Source organism: Candidatus Hodarchaeum mangrovi (assembly GCF_975850365.1).
Genome location: NZ_CDLCQJ010000097.1, coordinates 30,779 through 51,234 on the forward strand (window position 1 = coordinate 30,779; position 20,456 = coordinate 51,234).

The following is a 20,456-nucleotide window of genomic DNA, read 5'->3' on the forward strand; positions in this document are numbered from 1 at the left end:
ATGAAGTCTTTAAAAAACAACTTCTAATTAGATGTAACCAAATTAAAGAAGGATTCCAGAATGTCTCAAACCACTTATTGCACAAATTGTGGAAAAGAAATTACTGCAACAGCTCGCTTTTGTCGTTTTTGTGGAACTCCTGCAAGGAAGACTCAAAGCTATTCATCTCCTACAGAGTTAACTCCACAACGTGAAGCTTCATCCACACCCATTACATTCAGTCCACCTACGAGAGAAGAAGCGGAAAATATACCAGAAGCAATTCTTAATAGTTTATATGCTCGAAAAAGAAAGAAACAGATAAAATCAGAGCTTAAACAGCTGTTAAATGAAATTGATGAATTGGATAAAAAAGTTGAGATTGGTCTTATTGATGAACAAGAAAAGAAGAGAAGTATCGATTCTCTTCAAACAGTAATGGTTAAATTACAAGAAGAACAAAAAACACTAGAACCTCAGCCTTTAGAATTAGAAGTATTAATAGAAGAAGAAAAACTTTGGCGAAAAAGATTAGAAAAACTTGAGGAGACAAACCGAGCTCAAACTGTCACAAAAGAGGTCTATGCATCTCTTCGTGATGAATACGCAACAGAGTTGGCTAAATCGCAATCTAAAGCTTCAGCAGAAGAAAGAAAAGCTCGAAGATGGTTAGTGAGTCTTCAAAGAGATACTCGTGAGCTTGAGAGTGAAATGGAACGGTTACGTGTTAAGGGAGAAATTGAAGGAAAAAGCTCTGATGATATTCAGCAAGAATTAGAGAAAAAAAATGAGGAATTCAAGAAAAAATCAATTGCAGCTGAAACATTAATGGAAGTTTTGAAAGAAGTTTAATGGAGTATACTAATAGCTTTCTGTTCCTCTTCTGATATTTCTTTTGAAATTTCTTTATGTAGAGTGTTCAATTCACGAAAATTTCTCTCTAGATTTTCTAATAAATTCTGAGAAGTCTTTAATTCACTTTGGAGATTATAGGCATATCGATATTCATCGTTTTTCATCATAGAATCCTCTTTCTCAAGCATTTCCTCTTCAAGTTTTCTTAATCGAGAAAATTTGAAGAGATTTTCCTTATTTACAATAAATTGACGTAATTCATCCGAATTTGAAAAATTAAACCAAGATTTACTACTCAATAATTCTATTCCATGATTTTCGAGAATAAAAACTATTTCTCGCCAGAGAGGTTCGTCAAGACCAGGGTATCTTGCTGGATCAAGGATAAGACCTAAAAAAGCATCTCTCTGTTCTAATTTTCGATTCTCTCGCCTTTCAACCATTTTAATATACCTTTCAAGAGAAGTTGTGAGAATTTTTAAGAAGAGTGACAAATTAGAATCGTTGAGAAGCTGTTCTTTTTCTGCAAGTAATTGATTGAATCCGCTGATTTCTCTTTGATTTTTAATCTTCATTTGAAATTGGGGTTGGAGCTGTTGGAGTTCAAGAATTCGATCATGAAGCTTTTCAATTTTAGATTTATTTTCCTCAATTTGTTTAGTAATTACCTTTCTTTCGTTAATCTTTTCAAAAAGATTATTAATCAGTCGAGAAAGAGAATGAAATAATTTGAATCCTTCAGTTTCATCTAAGATAAATAATTTTTGATTTTTCTTAATATTATTTTGTAATTGAGAAAAATTATGTTCTTCTAAAAGAGTTAAAAACTCTTTTTTAAACGAACTAATCATTTTTTCATCTTTCTCAGTTTTAATAGACGGACTAGGACTTTTCTTTAGGGCATATTCAATTTTGCGTTGGTCAAAATCAATAACTTCGATTTGTTTCCGATATCCACGACGTGACCGTGATTTGATTTGAGATATTGTTTGGTAATTTGACAAATCATTAAATATTTCAAGAAGAACTGTACCATAACGGAATATATCAGCAGTTGAACGAGGAATAACATCATGAGTAATTTCAGCTTCATTGACTATTTTTTGTGCTTCTTCTATTAGTGTAATGGTATTCTCCCCTAGTTTAAAGCCTTTTCTACTTATATTTAGCTTTAAATAATCTATAGGGAAATATTTTTCACATAAATTAAGAAAACGTGATTTTGCATATTCCTTAGAATCGAATTTAGTGGCCATGGGACTAGTTCCGAGGGAAATGAGTATTGAGTAAAATTCTAGGATATAATCTTTAAAATGATTGAAAATAAAAAATGTTTATTATTCTTCTTCTTCGTCGTCTTCAGGAGTAAATAGTTCCCAATCGCTCATCCTGAGATTGAGAATCATATCTTCGCCATTAGGACACTCAATGCGTAATACGAGCTGTTTTTTACTTTGTAAGACAACTTCAGGGTGTAAGCAACCTTCTCGTAATTTTTCTAACAGGAATTTAACATAAGAATCAGATATTGCTGTTAATGATCCATCCTGTAAATTTTCAGCAACTTCACCAGGAAAAATCTGGACTTTACGCCCACTTCGTTTCATTTTAACTAGGCCAACATCAACCAATCTATTTAAATGGTATCTCACAGTATCATGATGAACATTAGGACTAATCCCTTGAGCAATCTGGCTTTGAAAAGCACCTGGATGATTAAGTACATAAGTAAATATTTTTTTTGATGTTGAAGGGCGGAGAACAGTGAAAATCCGTTCTGCTTCAGCTGAACGAAGCCCTGCAGGATAATAAATTCGTTTCCCCGCATATTTTAATGATTTAATGAGTTGATCTTCTTCTAAACGTTTAAGATGCCAGTTTAAAGTTCCTTGGGGCAATTCTAGAAATTTAGCTAAATCAAAGAAGTAAGACCCAGGATTTTCAGCTAGAAGGGAATAAATTTTCCTTCGCAGGGGGTGTAACAATAAACTTAAATTCTCTGATTCGTCAGAGGCAAACGACATTTAATATCCTACTTCCATATAGGCTTATTCAAGCAATTTGAAATTATCCCATCACTGCACTTAAAAAGGTATTGGAGTCACAACTAAAAATCTATTACTGCAAAACCTCTCATTACAGGAATTTTTATTTATTCTGTAATATATTAATCAACAATAGTCAATATGTACAATATTCAGGTAACATCCTCTTTTCAATTTCATTTCCCTCATATCAATAGATAAGCACAGATTCTTTTAAAGAATCCAATTCATTCTATTAGTAAGATCATTACTTCCTGAAGTATAATTACATGAATTAGAGACACTAAAGTAGAAAAAACGTGAAGAAGAAAGCAGGAAAGGAAGAAAAGAGGTTATTTAAGCTGTCAAAGTCGTAATATCGACTTTGCTAACACCTTTGATTTCAGCTAATTCGTCTTTAAGCTGATCCTGAGAGATAGTTAGGTCCGAGCTATCCAAATATCCCTCATATGTGCACGAATCTTGGGTGAAACACAATCCCGTGCTGTATAGTGTCTTGATCTTGCTCCGCATGAACACAACACCCAATTCCTGCAAAAAGTCAGGTGATAATTCCCCAATTTCGATTGCTACTTTTACAACCTCAGAACTCTTCGTTGGGATAATCCTGATAATTTTTGTTGATGGGGCGAGGATCATTACCGCACTACTTTCTTCGACATCCTTGGGTCGCAGTGTTTCGAGAAAATCTGCGGGAAGTGAGATAGGTTTTGATTCTTGTAGTTGAATCATTTTTGCGATAGTTACAGCAGACATTATTTTTTTATCCTCCAAATAATCTTATATAGATATGTTTTGGGTTAGTTTTCAGTGGTGTTTTACTTTGGATCATTTTTCCAAATTACAACCTTTTATCTTTGCTTCGTATATATAAAGCTATTGATTTTTCGATGTTTGACGCCTGAATTTCCCATTGAACCTTTGCCTCATGGATAAAAATTTCTTCCAAAAATCAGGTGTTTTTTCTCGTTCATGAGGGAGTTAGGGGTAAGTACCCAAACTTGTAAGTTTTTTCTCATAATCAATTAGACGGGTTTTTTGAGGAGGTTTTTTTCATTTAAATCAATTAATGTAAGAAATATGTTAATTAATAGCTTAAAACGTTTTTTATTGTACTCTAATTAATGAAGTAGATTTTTCATATTATTAATGGAACGAGAATTACATGTGTTCGCTAGAAAAGTAAATATCTTATTATCGCTAATGATTTTTGGTGATTCTAAGGTAAACACTTCATAAATTTTTCTAGAAAATCTTTCCGTAATTTTCGAATTTCTTCGATATTTCTAGCCTTAAAATCTTTAAATATCCGAAAATAGCACTTTTCATCCTTTTATCGAATTTTTCAAGGTATTTAAATACGTTTTATTTTTTATTATCTAATTAAAATGGATTTTTGTTTAGATGATTATCTTATTTTATTACCTATTTTAAATTCGAAAATTTGTGAAAATACATTTGAATATCAATATAGTTAAATTTTTCTCTTATCTTCCAATACTGATCTTTTAAATCATATTATTCTATTTAGTTCAATCTCTCTCTTCAAATGAAAGTGTTAAGAAAAATTTAAATCAGTTTATTTTGAATTAGTCTTTTGCGACAATAATCCAATATAATCTTTCGATTAATGATCAATTTAATTCTTTAGATTTAATATTGGCGATTTTTCTAGTATGGTTACTCTTATTAGTCTTTATTAAGATGTTTTTTCTTGAAATATATCTGCTAAATGTTTCAATCATATTTGTCTCAAATGATATTCTTATTTGGTCGAATGTGTGCAATAGCATTAAATTTTTAGAGTATTTTCAGGCGGAATTTTTCTTATGGTATTTGATAGAGATATCCGTTTAACTATTCTTGGTCACACGGGAGTCGGGAAAACGAGTTTACTCAAACGATTGAAAGCGGAAGATCAAGCTCAAATTGAGAAAACTCTCGATATTACCATTGAAAAGAAAAAACTAACGCTTTTATCGAGCACCAAACAATCTAGGCTTTCATTAGAAAGATATCGTAAATATAACTTGATTGCAGTCGATAATCCCGGTGATTTTAAACTTCGGAGAAAATGGCGAGAAGCAATGCGGAAATATAAAACTCATGGCATCTTATTCATGTTAGATCCTACACAGGCTGTAGAAGCTCAACGTGTAGCAATGGAAGACTCATTTAATTATTTTTTAGATAGTTTAAGCCTTGATCCAGATAAAGCAGATAAGAAAGCGAAAAATAAGAAATCATTATTCTTTTTTGTTGTTAATAAAATGGATGCTATTGATTATGACGAAGGAAGAGCAAAAAAATTCCTTAATGAGTTTGAAACAGTTATGAATGATTATAAAATCACTTTTCCCTTTGCAATCTTTCAAAAAGCCTTTATTAGTGTTTTAAATTCTCCATATGAAGATATTGATAGTATTTTTGAAAAGTGTAAACGTTCACTTTATTAAATAGAGAATCAGTGCACCGAGATGAGTAATCTACATCAGATAATTGTTAGAAATATTCCTGAAAAAGGTCTAGATGTAGTCGCAACCACACTCTTACAACCAAATATAGATATCACTCCTTTTGTGCCTGTACAGGTTAATCTGGGGATAGACCAATGTTGTTTAACAAAATTTAGATATTCTTCTCGAAGTATTGGATTACGTTTTACCTTAAATGACGGAAATGATGATTATGGTCGCCCTAGAGCTAAAACTCATACATTTATTATTAAAAATGAGTTCTTTCAGGAAAAATCAATACAATTCTTTATTTCACCATTAATTTTAGGACTATTAACAGCAGAAGAGACAAAAATTCTTGACATAAAGGACTTTGAAGTTATGCCTCCTTTTCCGATCTCTTCACGATTGGTTGAACATGCTTTGTGTAAACATCAGTTTCTTTTAACAAGTCATCGTATGATTCCTTCTTTAGAGCTGATTCAGATTTTTGGATCGATTGATAGAGTTATTCCTCCACCATTCAATCCTGCATTTACATTTCAAACTCTAGTACCGAGTATGGCTGAAAAAACTATTAAATCGGTAAGCTTGATCTATTCTCCTCAAAATTTTCCTAATTTTACTGATCTTGATCAATTAATGAATACATGTTCAGAATATGAATCTATCCGAACTTTAACTAATTGCCTGTCAGATCTTCCTCTTTTACGACACTTCCAAAGAAAATTATTACTTAATATTCCCGAAAAACGTTTAGGCTTCAAAATTCGCTGGCGGTTTGGAATTAAGGCTTTTTCTGAGAGTAAAAAGACATTAGAGAACGAAATGCTTGGAATAAGACCTGAAGATAAAATTTTAATTCTAGAGGGTCAGTTTAAGGGATTAATGGGACGAGTTGTTTCTATAAGTCATGAAAAGAAAATAATCCTTGTGGAAATCTTAACTTCCCCTTCAGATCAAGTCTCTCTTCCTTTAGATGCTGTTTCTCTTCGTTAACAAAAAAATCTTCATCTTTGACTTATTAATCAATTTCCGTTCTTTAATAGCTTCTCAGCATTATTAATATGTTGAATAAGGCTTGCAACTACTTCAGGATCAGTTTCATTAAGGATTGCTTGCTTTAAAATTTCTTTACTCTCAAAATAATTATATTTTGCTAAATATTGTCCTGCAAACATCCGTTCATATTTATCAGGATCATTTTCCAACTTTTCAATCATTTTAGAAAGTAATTCAGATTTGGGAAGCTCTCGAGTTTGTTCATCGACCAATTTTCTCATTCAGAGGAAAAATAATTTTTCTTATATGAGTCGCGTTCAATAATAGGAAAAAAATTTCTTGTCGAGGATTTTAACTTTCCTAACAAGTTATTAGATAGTTTGGATTCTACAATGGCTTCAAAATACAAATCTTTACATTCTTCCAGTGAAATTGATCATATTTTGACCAAGCTTACCAATGCAAAAGAAGAAATGGTTGATCCCCTTGTTACCCAGCTTTCAAAGACAAAGAAAGATCCATTTAGAATTTTAATTGCTACAATTCTGAGTCTTCGAACTAAGGATGAAACCACATATAAAGCTAGTAAAGACTTATTTAAAATCGCAGATACCCCTGAAAAGATTTTAGCTATCCCAATTACTGAACTAGAGAAAATAATCTATCCAGTTGGATTTTATCGCCGTAAATCACAAGTAATTAGGGAGATTTGTGAGCAATTAATTAAGAATTATCACGGACAAGTCCCTGACTCTCTTGAGGAATTATTAAGCTTTAAAGGAGTGGGTAGGAAGACAGCAAATTTAGTAATTACAATGGGTTTTGGAAAACTTGGCATTTGTGTCGATGTTCACGTTGCACGTATAACTCAGCGAATTGGAATTGTTCCAATAAAGGGGATTAAAGATGGTAAAATTATTTTTCACGATGCAGATAATGTAGAATTAATTTTAAGAAAAATTCTTCCTTCTAAATGGTGGATCTCTATCAATGATATATTAGTTCGTTGGGGCCAAAATATTTGTACCCCAATCAGCCCTAAATGTAGTATTTGTGTTATTTCTTCTGATTGTCATAAAATTGGAGTCGAAAAATCGAGGTAAAAATTAATATTTTATTTTAGATGACCTAATGGTTTTAAATGAACCAGCAACATATTTTTCTGTCTCGTGACCTCCTCTAAACAAATTTGTGTTGAACCCTCGTTCTCTTGCAAGAGAATATGTAATTAATTCTATTGGAATAGTAAAGACTAAAGGACTTAAAGGTTCAAAACTTGGTAGAGGAAGGAAAAGATTCGTTCGGGCTGTTTCCCCAGAAATGGTATCATTTGCTAAAATAAGAGAAGAAGCCCCTATTTCTTCAGAAATTATAGGTTCAATTTCCATTATTCGTTCCCATGAAGCTTGATCAGGTGCTAAAAATATAACTGATGAATTAGAATTGGTTATAAAGTATTGAGTATGACAATATTCCTCTATATCACTTGCATACCCATTTAAAGTAAATTCAAACATTTTATAGGCTCCAAATAGGGCTGTTGCACTATTTGCACCTGATCCAATAAAAATTACTTTTTCAGAACATTTCGATAAGATTTTCCCCCACGAAATGAATTGAGACTTCATTGCTAGGACTTTTTTAATTAAAGAAAATGATTCAAACACCTTTCTTAAAGCCTGGTTTTTTTTTAATGTTAAATTAGCCATTAAAACACTTAAAACCGCAATATTAGCAAGATAAGTCTTAGTTTGAGCCACATTATGATGATAACCAACATAATCCTTGGCTCCTGATATCCTATAAGGTGTTGTTTCCAATGATTCAGGTGGAGAAGCATGAATAAAGATAACCTCGTCTGATTCAGTTGCTAATTTTCCTTTAGGATTATCAGTTATCCCTATTGTGTATGCTCCTCTTTTTTTTGCATATCTAATAGCCTCAATAACACGAGGAGTGTTACCAGAAACAGATAATCCAATTATAACACTTTTTGTAAATTTATGGTGGGAAGTAAAATTCACTAGATTAAAAGGAGTATAATGTTCAACTGTATAATTTTGAAGCCAATTTTTTCCAAGATAAGACCCATATCTTGCTGCACAGTAACTATCTCCCGAACCTGTTATGATAATTTTTTGAAGTCGATTATCTTGAATGTTACTGGCTAATTGGTAGATAAATTCATCCTCTGCAATTAAATTTGTTATTAAGGGTTGCTCTAAAATTTCTTCTATCATAAAATCCGGTTTAGACATTAAATATAACCTAGTGTAAGTTTTTTATATCTATAAAGTTAAAATATGCTCTTAACAAAAATATCTTTAATTTAAAATGTGTATTTTGAGTGTTTTTAATTTCCTTTGTGGCTTCCTAAATACAATTGTGACCATAAAAGATTATTCAAAAATATAATCTGAATCAATACTTAAACGGTCTAGTGATTCAGATCTTTGTTCAAGCTGTTCTAGCGTGAATTTAACTTGCTCTTGGATTTTATTTATTAGATCTGGACCAAATCCAGGAATCTGTATTAAATCTGAATAGGATGTTTCATGTAGCTTATGAATATCACGAATACCACGATTTAATAAAGCACGAGCTCGTTTACGACCAATTCCCTTCACTTTGGTAAGACTGATGGCATCATTTTTAATTCCATATTCAATTCTCTCGCTCAGAGAACGGGCTATTTTAGCATATTTCTGATATTGCCTGTTGTATCTTTTTTTCAAATCTGCAATTTCAGATATCGCAGACATTATCCATGTTGCAGTCTCAACTATTCGATGAATATCTCCTGATCCGATTTTATACTTCATAACTAAATTTTCTACTGGATATTCACGAATCCAATCATAAAGGAATAACACAGTCTGAAAATCTCGCACACGAAATTCATACTCGATATCCTGAAAATAGTCTGGCACAGGACGAATTAATCGATTTTTATATTTTTTTAATCCCTTTTCTACAGTTTTCCAGCCTTTTTTATAAAAAGAAAGAGAAATCATGTCAGGTGTTCCCACAAGAAGATCCAAAAGAGCAATTGAGTGAATCTTGAACCTTGGATTTATAATGACAGTTTCCAAGGCATCGATAATACTCGCAGCAGTTTCTGGATCTAAATAGAGTTGACTTACACGAATACCATAAGGAGTGGCTTGCAGAGTTTCAGTAGCATTTAAAGGCGAAATCATTTTCCAAATAATTAACAAATCAATAATTTTCCTTATTTTTCCCTCTAAAAGAATAGCTTCAAATTGAAATCCATAAAAAGTCTTATCAAAGAAATTTAGAAGTTCTGGTATATTATTTACAACTTTTGACGCAATCAATCCAAGAATATTTCGACGAAGTGCAGGTTCAGCAGCTAATTTAGAATAAATATCTTCAGGATCTCGTAAAATATATCTTTCCATCAACCAATATATTGATTCGGGTCTTTTAGCTATGAGAATCGATTCTCCTTCCGAATCAAATTGCGGTCGCCCTGCACGTCCTACCATTTGTTTATATTCAAGTGTTTTAATTGGGTGGGAACCCTCTTCTACGGAATATCGGAATACACTCGTAATTATTACACGTTTAGCTGGGATATTTATCCCAGCAGCTAATGTTGGCGTTGCACAAATGATCTTCAAAAATCCATCTTTAAATGCTTGTTCAACAATTTCACGTTGAGTAGAATTTAGCCCTGCATGGTGAAAACTGGCTCCATTTCCAAGTATTTCTGCTAGTTTTATTGAAAGAGGATCCGAAATGCTTCGAAGTATATTGTGTGAAATTTCATCAAGTTGTTTTAGATCACGGCTAGTGAGAAATTCTTTAACATTTTTTCCAAGCTTTTCTGCTGTAGATACTGCAGTGCGACGGGAGGGTGTAAAAATTAAGACCTGTTCATCAGCATGAATAGAATCAAGCACCAGATTTACAAGAGGATCCTTTCGGTGATACGAAATCTCTCTGGATGAATTATCAGGAAAAGTAATTGCTTCCTCAAAATAAATACCTTCTTTCAGAGGAACCGGACGCCAATCACTTTCTACCAGCTCAGCACTTAACCAATCTGCAATTTCGTCAGAATTTCCCACTGTTGCACTTAATGCTAAGATCTGAGCGTTTGGGTTTTCAATTAATAATCGTGCAAGCAATATTTCAAGAGTTGGACCACGATGTTGATCATTTAAAAGATGACATTCATCTATAATAACTAAAGTTACTTGATCCTGGATCCATTGTGCTCTGTGACGAAGTAACGCATCTAATTTTTCGTTTGTTGATACTATTATATCATAATTTGGTAAGTAATCATCTTTTGAATCATAATCTCCTGATGAAATAGCAACCCGAACCCCAAGAGGTTTAAAACGTTGAAAAGAATGATATTTTTCTGATGCTAACGCACGTAATGGACTAAGATATATTACTTTACCTTTTTGTTCTAAAATATGTTTAAGTGCTGCTAATTCTGCGAGAAGTGTTTTTCCTGCAGCAGTAGGGATTGCAATAACTAGATTCTTATTTTCGAATAATCCCTTATGAACTGCATCCGCTTGAGGAGGATATAACTGTTTAATTCCATCTACTTCTGTAATAAGTTTCTTGATATTAATATTTAAAGGTAAATCTGTTATTAACATTTGAGATCCAAGTTTTTAAGGAAATAATATATTATGGCCTCTTTACATGACCTGATTGAGGTTCAAACAATACCCCACGACGAACCATCTCATCAATTGTTCGTATGACATCTTGTCTGTCCATATCAGCCTCAACTGCTTTATCAACAATCATTTTTTTAGCTACAGGTTCATCATCAGCTTCTTCTAATAATTTATCAATTAATGCCTCTATTCGATCCAATTTTCTTCGAGAACCTGCACTAACATCTGAAGAGTATTTATCAATATCAAATTTTCCAGTTTCAGCATCCTTCGCTAGTTTTTCCAATGTAGACTCCATTAGATTTATTGCACCAGAAGCATCATCATAACTAACTTCATCACTTAACCGCATTTTAGCGCGAGCTTCTGATAACCGAATAAGTGCCTCAAGCTGACGAGGAGTAATTGCAATTGGATCAGGACCTTTTTCATCTATTGTTCCACTTTCTCTACGTAATTTTTTATAATATTCAAGTAAACGTTCCTGTGCTTGATCGCTTAGACGAGGTTTAACTTCCCGTCGAGCATAAGCAATGTATTTCCGTAACAAGTTGTGTTCAATAGGAGGAGATACAGGTAAAACACGGGACTTATGCAATGTTAAGATATGAGAGGCCTTATCATGATCTTCTTTTTCATCAGGTCGATCTTCAAGAACAAAAATTAGATCAAATCTTGACAAAATAGTGGCAGGTAAGTTTAAATTATCAGCGGTCCCTTTGTAAGGATTCCATCGACCACGTCTAGGATTAGCTGCTGCTAAAATGGAAGTTCGTGCATTAAGAGTAGCAACAATCCCTGCTTTAGCTATTGAAATGGTATTATGAAGAATTAGTCCATGACTTACAAAGGTCCTTGTGGGATTTACTGTAACATCGTAAACCCAATCAGTCTTATTTTTATCTGCATTTGGTATTCTCTCAACTTTTTTTATTCTTAACCATCTAAATTGCTTCAGTTTTTCGATATAAGAAATACTCTTTTTTACATCAGAGAGAATTTCGTGAAAGACAATTCTCGATACATCCAATACTGAAGTCCTATATTGTAAAATATAACCTCCATTTTCAACATAGTCAATTATTCCTCTCTTTTCCCCGATCATTCTTGCTAGCTGCGCTTGTGAATATCCAATTGTTTCGCGAAATTGACGTAAGTCAGAAATATCTGGAATAATATTCTCTAAGACAAAGATTCTTTCCTTTAAAGCTTCCAAATATTTATCAATGACTTTTATTGTAATTCCATAATTTCCATTCAGATATTGCTGGAAATATCCATTATAAGGTAATCCTAGGCGCTTCATGCATTCTTTAATTATCCTACCAGTGCCAGAGGGGAGGACATCATAACTTCTATATTTTCTCTTACTCCTTTGAACTAATAATTTTAATTTTTCATTGTTTCGAAGATCAGGAATTATAATTTTTACAAATCGGCTAAGATGGTCTCCACGAATATAGACTTTATAACGAACACGTGATTCTTTTCCCATAATGGTAAGGTAATCACTGGAAACAATTCGGGTGTGAATACCTAAAGAGAGCAATAAATCTTGATAATCCTGTGCCAATCCTTTTGAAGAAGTCGAATAAACACAAGATTCTGTTTCAATTGAACCATCCCCATGAAATGCAGCATTAAGAAAAGCTATACGGCAATTTCTATCACTAGAGAATAGTAGAGAAGGTATACGTCTTTCTAGACTTTTTTTCATTAAATTGGGAAAATTATAATGTAGATAATTATAAACGGATTTAGAAATGATTCTTAAAATACGATTATTCTTTGTATTATCTATAGGAATTATATGAAAAGTTTCTCTGATCACTTTTTTCATGTCTTGGATTATTTTAGCTTTAGTGTTGCTTAAACCTACTTCCATTGTAGATCCTTCACATGAATAACCTTCTGTTACGTAATAGCCCAAAAATCGAGCTAAGGATTCAGTAAGAGAAGTTGGTAGATTAGTCTCTTTTCGACCAGGATCGATATTTTTTTCTAATTTAATCTGTTTATTCGAAAAATGAATGATTCGAGGACTTGGAACAAAAGAATCTACCTGTATTTCGTCGGCAGGAATTTCATCTATGTGTTCTCCATGAAATATGAAAATAGGATGTTCTGGTGTAACAAGAATATCTCTTCCATTAGAATAGGTAAGTCTAACAAAGGAATCGGGAGCTTCGTGGCGACTAACTTGAGTAATTTTCTGGTGAAAAAACTGATTAAAATCACAAGAGTACAGACTTTCTTCTAGATGATCCAGTGGTAGAATTTCACAATTAACTCCATTGATTGTCTTCTCAGTATCCTTTGCTAGAAGGTTATCAACATAAGCACCAATAGGTGTCTTTAATCCGTTTGATAAGGATATTTCGAAAGAGGGGTGATAAGAATGCTGCTCCATCGCTTCATGAATGGCTGTACGATCCTCTGGCCGCATTTTATCGAATTCATCGACCATGGCGATACCCTGATCAGCTAATACCAATGCACCTGCTTCTAACGTTATTTCACCAGTATCTTGATCGCGAATTACAGCTGCAGTTAAACCAGCTGCTGTACTTCCTTTTCCGGAGGTATAAAGTGCTCTAGGTGCAAGATTTGCAACAAATTTCAATAATTGACTTTTTCCAACTCCTGGGTCTCCAATTAAAAGGATATTTAATTCTCCCCGAAGCTTTACACCATCAGGTGTTTCCTTAGAACTACCCCCAAATAGAAGAGTCGCAATTGCTTCCTTCACAGAGTCAAATCCATAAATCGAGGGAGCTAATGAGTCACGGATTTTCTCAATAACATATGGAGATTTAGACAGATCAATTATTTTCAGTTCATCTTCTTCTGAAATCTCAATATCCACATACTCTTTCGTCTCCTTACTGATGGAAATACCTTGAAAAAATTTAGTATAGGTTGCTAGTTGGCCTCGCTTTAATAATCGACTTGCACGAGCTTTCAGTACTCCTACTACTTGAACACGATCACCTGGTCTAGCAGTATCAACAAGATCATCAATGATATGAATAGTAATACTTTGAGGTAATTGACCTGGAGGGAGTTCTTCTGGTTTTTCTTGGAGCGTAAGTTTTTGCCAATCAATGAATATACTTCGTTCAAGTTGGAGTTGTAATGATCCTTTACGTTGACATTGTTCATTCATACATTGATAAGGTGGTAGAAATATCCCTTCAGGGAAATCAACAATCTGATTATCTTCTCCACAAGCAGCACATTTAAAAACGCCACGAATTAATAATGGTGTGGCCTCAGTTACCCCTATTACAATCCCTTCGAAGTTTGTTAATAATCCAAGATGTTCTGTTTTTAATGAACGTAATTTTATTTTTTCAGTTAGGTCGATGATCCGAACATGAAGCTGGATCAACTTTTCAACATAAGAGGGACTAATTTGCATAAGAATTAAACGAAGGACTTCCACTCCTATCTGAAGAGTTTCTTCAGGATAGCTTAAAATGCCCAATGCTAAATCTGGATCGAAGATTAATAGATCATTATAAGAAATCTCGAAACTTCGTAAGCCCCGAGGTTCCATTTCTCTGATCATTTCACGATATTTAAGTTCACCTTGCTCATTTTCAAACTGGTTAATGAATGATTCAAATCGTCCGCGTACATCAAATGATAATCCCATAAGTACCCCTTCTTTTTATGATAGTTTAACAAATTCTTTTTTCCACGTTTTAATAATAGTTCTGAGTTGTTGATAGAATACTTGTTCTGTTACGGTTAAATTACTTTTTTGGATATTGATATCCTTCCATTCAGTCATTTTAATAATTTTTGAAACTCTTTCGGTCGATAACTTGATAAACGCTGATATAAGACGCTTAGTTTCGAGTTCATTAAATCGAGAATCTTGTTTTTCACTGGAATCTAAATGAGGGGTTATTAAAAAATAAAAAAAAGGGTGAAGCTTTTGTAGCTCTCCAGATCTAACTTCATTTCTAAGTGCAGTGGTCAGGTCTTGTAATTGAGTGGGATATTCCTTCGTATAATCCTCTATAATCCCTTTTCTAAACAGAAATTCTGCGATATATAGAGGAATTTCATCATTAGTCCCTTTAGTCGCAGGGTTTATTGAAATACTACTGAATTTAAACCCTGAAAAATCTTCACGAAATGTAACGGGAATTTTATATTCTAGAAATTCAAATTCTATACGTATATTTTCATTTTTCATTTCTTGTGATTCAACAGTAGATGAAAGACCTTCTATTGTAGTTTCCATTTATACACTTTCCAATTCAAAATTTATCAGGAAAGATTTGAGGAAAAAGATAAGAACTAAAAACTGCTTTTCCTCAAATCTTTTTTATAAAATTCCGTAGGAATAATTTAATTTTTTTTGATAATCGATAATATATCACATTTTCGTGGTCACAATATTTTCCTGAACAATGACGTTAGGGAAAATTTAGATTAAAAGCACTTCCTACACCGTTTTAAAAGTGTTTAACGAGGTACTTCACTATTAATACCTAAATTTCCCTTTTAAATGCTTTCAGATAATTTATTGAGTAGGGAGATGTTTTTTTTTACTTCATAAAGAATATAAATCATCATATCAAATTTAAATTGGGATTAAGAATGGTAATTCATTCAAATATTCGACTTATTTGACAGGACACCACTTGGAGCATTTTAAACTCTTTGAAATCTTTTATCTAGGAAAACCTCAATGCGTTCAATTAGAACTGCTGCGGGAACATCATGAATCGTTAAACGAGCTCTAACTCCTTTTCTTCCTTTAACTCCTTTAGTTACCTTCCCAAGTATTCCAATAGCTTCCAACGTTGATAGGTAATTCCTGAATGCAGCTTCTCCATTAGGTCTGACATTCCATTCCTCACATATAATTCGATAGTTTTTGAAGGAATGCTCTATAGTTGTCGCAGTGATTCCTTTATGATGTAATCGCCGAGCAATGCTTAATGCTGCAAATAATTCATGGGTTTTTAGTTCCTCGAGAATATCTGCCCGCATTTCAGGAAAAACATCATTCTTAGCATGTCTTATCAGTTCTGGGGTGAGTTCATCCATTCGATGTTGGTCTGCAGCCCGTCCAGCTCGGTAAAAGATTTCTATCCCATGTCTTAGATTTTTTGTTTGATCACAAATGTCAGCAACCATTTCAATAATATCTTCTGAAATTGAACTAGTTTTGAAAGCTAATTGTGCACGGTACTCCAAGATCTTACGAGTCTCCTCATAATTGTAAGGATTAAACTGAATAACATCAGCGATGCGTTGGGAGACCATAGAAGATAAAGTTACTTTCCATTCGGTTGGTCGACTTATCATAATTAAAGAAATTCGATGGGCAGCCCCAAATTCTTCAGGCAAATGAATAAAACCCCGAATATCTTTTTGGGGTAAAACACTTATTTCATCAAGAATAAGAAGTAGATAAGCTTGCTCTGAATTTAACCTACGGATCAAAATGTCAGTAGATTCCTCATCACTAAAACCCCGACTTGCCACTCCAAATTGATCTCGTAAAAAACTTCTAAGAATAGATGTCTTTGTTCGTGTTGTCCAACAATTCTTATAATCTGTATAAAGCTTGATATGGTGCCTTCCTGCCATATTTTGGATATGCTCAACAGTATAACGTGCAGTTACTGTTTTTCCCACTCCAGCAGGTCCTGTTAGAGCAAGATTAGTTGAAAAACCTTCTGTTCCTCCACTCTTTAATAAGAACAAAGGACGAAAGTTTTGAGAAATCCTCCGAATATCATCACTCCGATATTCAAGATTTTCAGGTACAAATGATTGGTTAAGTGTCCGCTCTCCCCCTTCCTTAAATACTGAAGAAGAAAATAAGGCATCTTGAATAATATCAACAGATCTTTTTTCATTCATGGAAGAGATCTCCTATTGAAGATTTATAGAAACTATGAAATACTACTTTTGATCCTAAATTATACCTAGGATTAAGCATTAGAAAAAATGACTATATGATAAATATATAGCTCTAATACTAATAAAGTCCAAAGTTAATTATAATGCATTCTTAGAATAGTGCTTTACATTTCTTCCATACTTGCGTTTCTCTTAATTCTTCTTTTAGAACATTTAAATATTGTTCATTAGCTGTATGGATCAATTTATAATTCTCAATCTTGTAGGGATCAATTTTAGGATCATTAATTTGTTTATTAGCTACGATATTATATTTAGTGCGGCAAAAATCAATCCAATCTGAGGGAGATTCGTCAGGAAGTGAAATTCCTGTTATTCCCATAAGAATGGCAAGCCAAACTCGTGCAACAGAATCAGGATTATACCCCCCGCCTCCTAGAAGCAATAGCTTACCATCTGCATTTGAAATCCGAGTAAGTTCGGAAATTCGCATACCTAGATAAGAATATAGATTTGTAGTAAGATTTAAATGCCCTAGAACATCACGAAAATGACCATCTGCTCCACATTGCCAAACAACAAATTCAGGATCGTATTCCTCCCAAATACAGGGAATTAAACTCTCAAACATTTCAATGTAATTATCATCCCAAGTCCCAGGGTACAATGGTAGGTTTAGAGAATATCCTAATCCATTTTTTTCACCTATTTCATCTGACAACCCAGTTCCAGGAAAAATAAATTGGGGAGATTCGTGAATAGATATTCCTAAAACACTATTCTCAGCATAAAAGGCATCTAATACACCGTCTCCAGCATGAACATCTGTATCAACATAAAGTACTTTTTTAATATTATATTTTTTCTGTAAAAAACGAATTGCAATCACCACATCGTTGTAATAGCAGAATCCGGCAGCCTTTTCAGCGAAAGCATGATGAAGACCACCTAATAGAGAAAATGCTTGATTAATATCCCCATTCATAATACGCTTAATACCTTCTAATGCTCCCCCGACTATAAGACTTGAACTTTCATGCATCCCATGAAATACAGGACAATCTCCTGTCCCCAAGCCATATCGGAAATCATACCCCTTGCCAATTCTAGATAACTCTTTCATTATTTCCAAATATTTGGGGGTATGAAATAGCAGAATATCGTCATCCGAAGCTTTTTGAGGTTCTATATGCTTAATTTCAGGTCTTCCAAAAATCTTTAAACTTTTAAGCAGTTGAAAAGGTATTAATAACCGTTTAGGATTCATTGGATGCCCTTCGCCTAAATTATACGTTAAATACTGATCTGACCAAATTATTCCAGTTGTAATCACAATATATCGCTCCTAGAGCAAGACTAAGTTATCCATAAATCGTTTGAGTTGTTAAAAAAACCTTATCAACATACTTAAAATATATTCGATTTAGTTTCTAATTCTCTACGGAAAATACCCTCAAATCTTAAGATTTTTAAACAGGATAGAAGAAAGTTAATATGTTGAATATTAAATTTGAATAAATTAAAGGGAAAGCATTACGAATGTCTAAAAAGAACGCGAAGATAAGTGTCTTAGGTCTAGACAGGGCAGGAAAAACTACAATGCTTCAGCGCTTAAAGACTGGAAGATGGATACCTGATACTACACCAACTATAGGCATGAACGCCGAAACAATACAAATTGGTGATGTTACTTTTTCTGCATGGGATCTAGGTGGACAATTACAATTTCGAAGAGCTCTCTGGGAGATGTATACTAAAAATTCTGCAGGGTTAATTTATGTTATCGATGTTAGTGATCCTGCCCGGTTTCCCGAAGCTCGAAACAATCTCTGGCGAATGTTGAGAATGAATCATTTAAAGGATATTCCTTTAGCCATATTCGCTAATAAAGTAGATATTTTTGAAGATGGTCAAGCTATTACAGAAGAAGATTTAGCCAATTTTATGGGGATTAATAAAAAAATGAGTCGTGTATTAAATATCTTTAATACTAGTGCTAAAACTGGAGTGGGTATCCATAAAGGTATTTATTGGTTAGCTGATGCTATTCAAGAAGGGGGACAGCATTCAACTATGGAAATGTATGTCATCAAATCATTATTCGGATCTGAAGCAGCAATTTCATGAATTAATTAAATTTTAATTTTCTTTTTTCTCTGAATGAGCTGCTTTGCATGTTGGAGAGCGTTTTGGAAAAGTGATTTATCTTCAGCATACATATATTCATTTAATGAAAATAACCACGATTCGGAGTTATCAATCAACTCCATATTATTAAGTAGAGTTCCTTTAAGGAGTAACTTAACACCCTGCAAAGTATTATTGTTTAAAATAGAAGGGGGTAGTTTAGGTGCTAGATCTGCAGCAAGATGAGCTGCTTCAAAAACTGATTCACCTAAAAAAACACATAGAATTGCTGATGAAAAATGCAATGTTGCATTCTTAAAAAATCCTAACTCTAGATGTTTTTTACCCGCAGATAGATACGCTTCTTGGGCTTTTTTATATTTTATTCGAGTAAGTTCATCAGGAGAGAACCTAGGACCAGATTCCTTGGGAACGGATTGAAGAAATGATCCAAAATCGGTTTTTCGTAATTCCTCAAGGATTTCCCCAGATATGTTATTAGATACTAAAAAATTATGATTCATTGTAGATGTTTGATGATGGGGTAGTTCAGGAAGAGGTAAACGATTTAAAATTAATTCTGGACTTAGAGGAAGAGGAAAAATACCTTGAGGGGAATCAGCTTTTAACGCATTTGTAGGAGGGCCATTAAATTCATTAATACGAGGAGGTTCAGGAAGAGTCTCGACCCTGTCTTTAGATTCCTTCCTATCTTTATCCGATTTTGGGGGAGACATATATCATCCATTTTATAAAATTTAATTCAAAAAGTCAGGATTTATTGTATGAATGAAATATAAAAATACTTCCTTCTTTGAAGGATTTAAAGTCCAGCTCCAATCACTTATGGTGAAATAAATTTGGAAGTAGAAATTAAAATTCCCTTAAATACTCAAAATTCCCAAAAGCAAATAATTAAGAACTTGATAAAAAAATTAGGAAAACCAATTTCACAAGTAATTCAAAAAGACTGCTATTTTCAAAGTCCAATAGAAAACTTTTGGGATACCGATAGAGCATTACGCATAAGAGATACTATTTTTCCTTCTAAAACTATTTTATCAGAATTAACTTATAAAGGCCCTAAACAAGGAGACTCACTAAAGATTAGAGAGGAGTTAAATGTTAAAATTAGAAATTCTAAGACTGTTTATTTAATATTAGAAAGATTAGGATTTTACCATTTTAAAACAATTAAAAAGTCTCGAATTAGTTGGAAATATGATTTAATGACAATTTCGTTTGATGTTGTTGAAAATTTAGGACAATTTTTAGAGATTGAATTATTACAGGCAGAAAAAAGTTTGGACATTGAGTTTATCAGGAAGAAAATTATTTCTATGGTAAAAGATTTAATACCAGATTGGGATGGCAAAGAAGAAAGAAAATCCTATCTCGAACTACTTATATTAAAAGAAAAATTTAAGGAGTAATTT

Annotated in this window: 17 protein-coding genes; 6 read left to right on the forward strand and 11 right to left on the reverse strand. The window is 33.2% G+C overall.

Annotation, left to right across the window (positions count from 1 at the left end):
- The first annotated feature begins 60 nt into the window (after positions 1-60).
- Positions 61-831: a zinc-ribbon domain-containing protein gene (locus tag ACWVCY_RS09825; protein ID WP_455142529.1), complete on the forward strand. Its 771-nt coding sequence runs from the start codon at positions 61-63 to the stop codon at positions 829-831.
- On the opposite strand, the gene ACWVCY_RS09830 is transcribed toward ACWVCY_RS09825, so the two are convergent.
- The 3 genes from ACWVCY_RS09830 to ACWVCY_RS09840 all read right to left on the reverse strand — a co-directional run bounded on the left by ACWVCY_RS09830 (position 828) and on the right by ACWVCY_RS09840 (position 3,518).
- Positions 828-2,090, reverse strand: a complete 1,263-nt coding sequence (locus tag ACWVCY_RS09830) for a hypothetical protein (protein ID WP_455142531.1) — start codon at positions 2,088-2,090, stop codon at positions 828-830. The two genes, ACWVCY_RS09825 and ACWVCY_RS09830, sit on opposite strands and share 4 nt — an antisense overlap.
- An 81-nt stretch (positions 2,091-2,171) precedes the next feature.
- A complete protein-coding gene (locus ACWVCY_RS09835; protein WP_455142533.1) occupies positions 2,172-2,858 on the reverse strand; it encodes a winged helix-turn-helix transcriptional regulator in 687 nt (228 codons plus the stop codon).
- A 357-nt stretch (positions 2,859-3,215) separates the two neighbouring features.
- The gene (locus ACWVCY_RS09840) at positions 3,216-3,518 is read right to left on the reverse strand and encodes a hypothetical protein (protein WP_455142535.1); all 303 of its coding nucleotides are present in this window, start codon (positions 3,516-3,518) and stop codon (positions 3,216-3,218) included.
- 1,190 nt (positions 3,519-4,708) lie between these two features.
- On the opposite strand from ACWVCY_RS09840, the gene ACWVCY_RS09845 reads away from it, so the two are divergent.
- Both ACWVCY_RS09845 and ACWVCY_RS09850 read left to right on the forward strand, forming a co-directional pair.
- Complete coding sequence (locus tag ACWVCY_RS09845; protein WP_455142537.1) at positions 4,709-5,335, forward strand: Rab family GTPase; 627 nt, start codon at positions 4,709-4,711, stop codon at positions 5,333-5,335.
- A gap of 21 nt (positions 5,336-5,356) precedes the next feature.
- Positions 5,357-6,334 (forward strand): hypothetical protein, encoded by a 978-nt coding sequence (locus ACWVCY_RS09850; protein WP_455142539.1) that lies wholly within the window; start codon positions 5,357-5,359, stop codon positions 6,332-6,334.
- 29 nt (positions 6,335-6,363) lie between these two features.
- Here the strand turns inward: ACWVCY_RS09850 and ACWVCY_RS09855 are convergent, their stop codons facing one another.
- Positions 6,364-6,609 (reverse strand): HEAT repeat domain-containing protein, encoded by a 246-nt coding sequence (locus ACWVCY_RS09855; RefSeq protein ID WP_455142541.1) that lies wholly within the window; start codon positions 6,607-6,609, stop codon positions 6,364-6,366.
- A 120-nt stretch (positions 6,610-6,729) separates the two neighbouring features.
- Here ACWVCY_RS09855 and ACWVCY_RS09860 point away from each other — a divergent pair, with 120 nt between their 5' ends.
- Positions 6,730-7,440 carry an endonuclease III domain-containing protein gene (locus ACWVCY_RS09860; RefSeq protein WP_455142543.1) on the forward strand — a complete coding sequence of 237 codons (711 nt, stop codon included), beginning with the start codon at positions 6,730-6,732 and terminating at the stop codon, positions 7,438-7,440.
- 3 nt (positions 7,441-7,443) lie between these two features.
- On the opposite strand, the gene ACWVCY_RS09865 is transcribed toward ACWVCY_RS09860, so the two are convergent.
- The 6 genes from ACWVCY_RS09865 to ACWVCY_RS09890 form a co-directional block, all read right to left on the reverse strand.
- Positions 7,444-8,595, reverse strand: coding sequence for an SIS domain-containing protein (locus ACWVCY_RS09865; protein WP_455142545.1), 1,152 nt, complete (start codon positions 8,593-8,595; stop codon positions 7,444-7,446).
- A gap of 141 nt (positions 8,596-8,736) precedes the next feature.
- Positions 8,737-10,980 (reverse strand): DEAD/DEAH box helicase, encoded by a 2,244-nt coding sequence (locus ACWVCY_RS09870; protein WP_455142547.1) that lies wholly within the window; start codon positions 10,978-10,980, stop codon positions 8,737-8,739.
- A 31-nt stretch (positions 10,981-11,011) separates the two neighbouring features.
- Positions 11,012-14,662 (reverse strand): LAGLIDADG family homing endonuclease, encoded by a 3,651-nt coding sequence (locus ACWVCY_RS09875; protein ID WP_455142549.1) that lies wholly within the window; start codon positions 14,660-14,662, stop codon positions 11,012-11,014.
- Positions 14,663-14,677: 15 nt separating this feature from the next.
- On the reverse strand, positions 14,678-15,259 hold the full coding sequence (locus ACWVCY_RS09880) for a hypothetical protein (protein ID WP_455142551.1): 582 nt from the start codon (positions 15,257-15,259) through the stop codon (positions 14,678-14,680).
- A 413-nt stretch (positions 15,260-15,672) separates the two neighbouring features.
- Positions 15,673-16,893 carry a Cdc6/Cdc18 family protein gene (locus ACWVCY_RS09885; protein WP_455142553.1) on the reverse strand — a complete coding sequence of 407 codons (1,221 nt, stop codon included), beginning with the start codon at positions 16,891-16,893 and terminating at the stop codon, positions 15,673-15,675.
- Between the two features lie 151 nt (positions 16,894-17,044).
- The gene (locus ACWVCY_RS09890; protein ID WP_455142555.1) at positions 17,045-18,226 is read right to left on the reverse strand and encodes an acetoin utilization protein AcuC; all 1,182 of its coding nucleotides are present in this window, start codon (positions 18,224-18,226) and stop codon (positions 17,045-17,047) included.
- Positions 18,227-18,432: 206 nt separating this feature from the next.
- On the opposite strand from ACWVCY_RS09890, the gene ACWVCY_RS09895 reads away from it, so the two are divergent.
- The gene (locus ACWVCY_RS09895; protein WP_455142557.1) at positions 18,433-19,020 is read left to right on the forward strand and encodes an ADP-ribosylation factor family protein; all 588 of its coding nucleotides are present in this window, start codon (positions 18,433-18,435) and stop codon (positions 19,018-19,020) included.
- 5 nt (positions 19,021-19,025) lie between these two features.
- Here the strand turns inward: ACWVCY_RS09895 and ACWVCY_RS09900 are convergent, their stop codons facing one another.
- Positions 19,026-19,757, reverse strand: coding sequence for a hypothetical protein (locus ACWVCY_RS09900; RefSeq protein WP_455142559.1), 732 nt, complete (start codon positions 19,755-19,757; stop codon positions 19,026-19,028).
- A 123-nt stretch (positions 19,758-19,880) separates the two neighbouring features.
- Between ACWVCY_RS09900 and cyaB the strand changes: the two genes are divergently transcribed.
- Positions 19,881-20,453, forward strand: coding sequence for a class IV adenylate cyclase (gene cyaB, locus ACWVCY_RS09905; RefSeq protein WP_455142561.1), 573 nt, complete (start codon positions 19,881-19,883; stop codon positions 20,451-20,453).
- Positions 20,454-20,456: the final 3 nt, after the last annotated feature.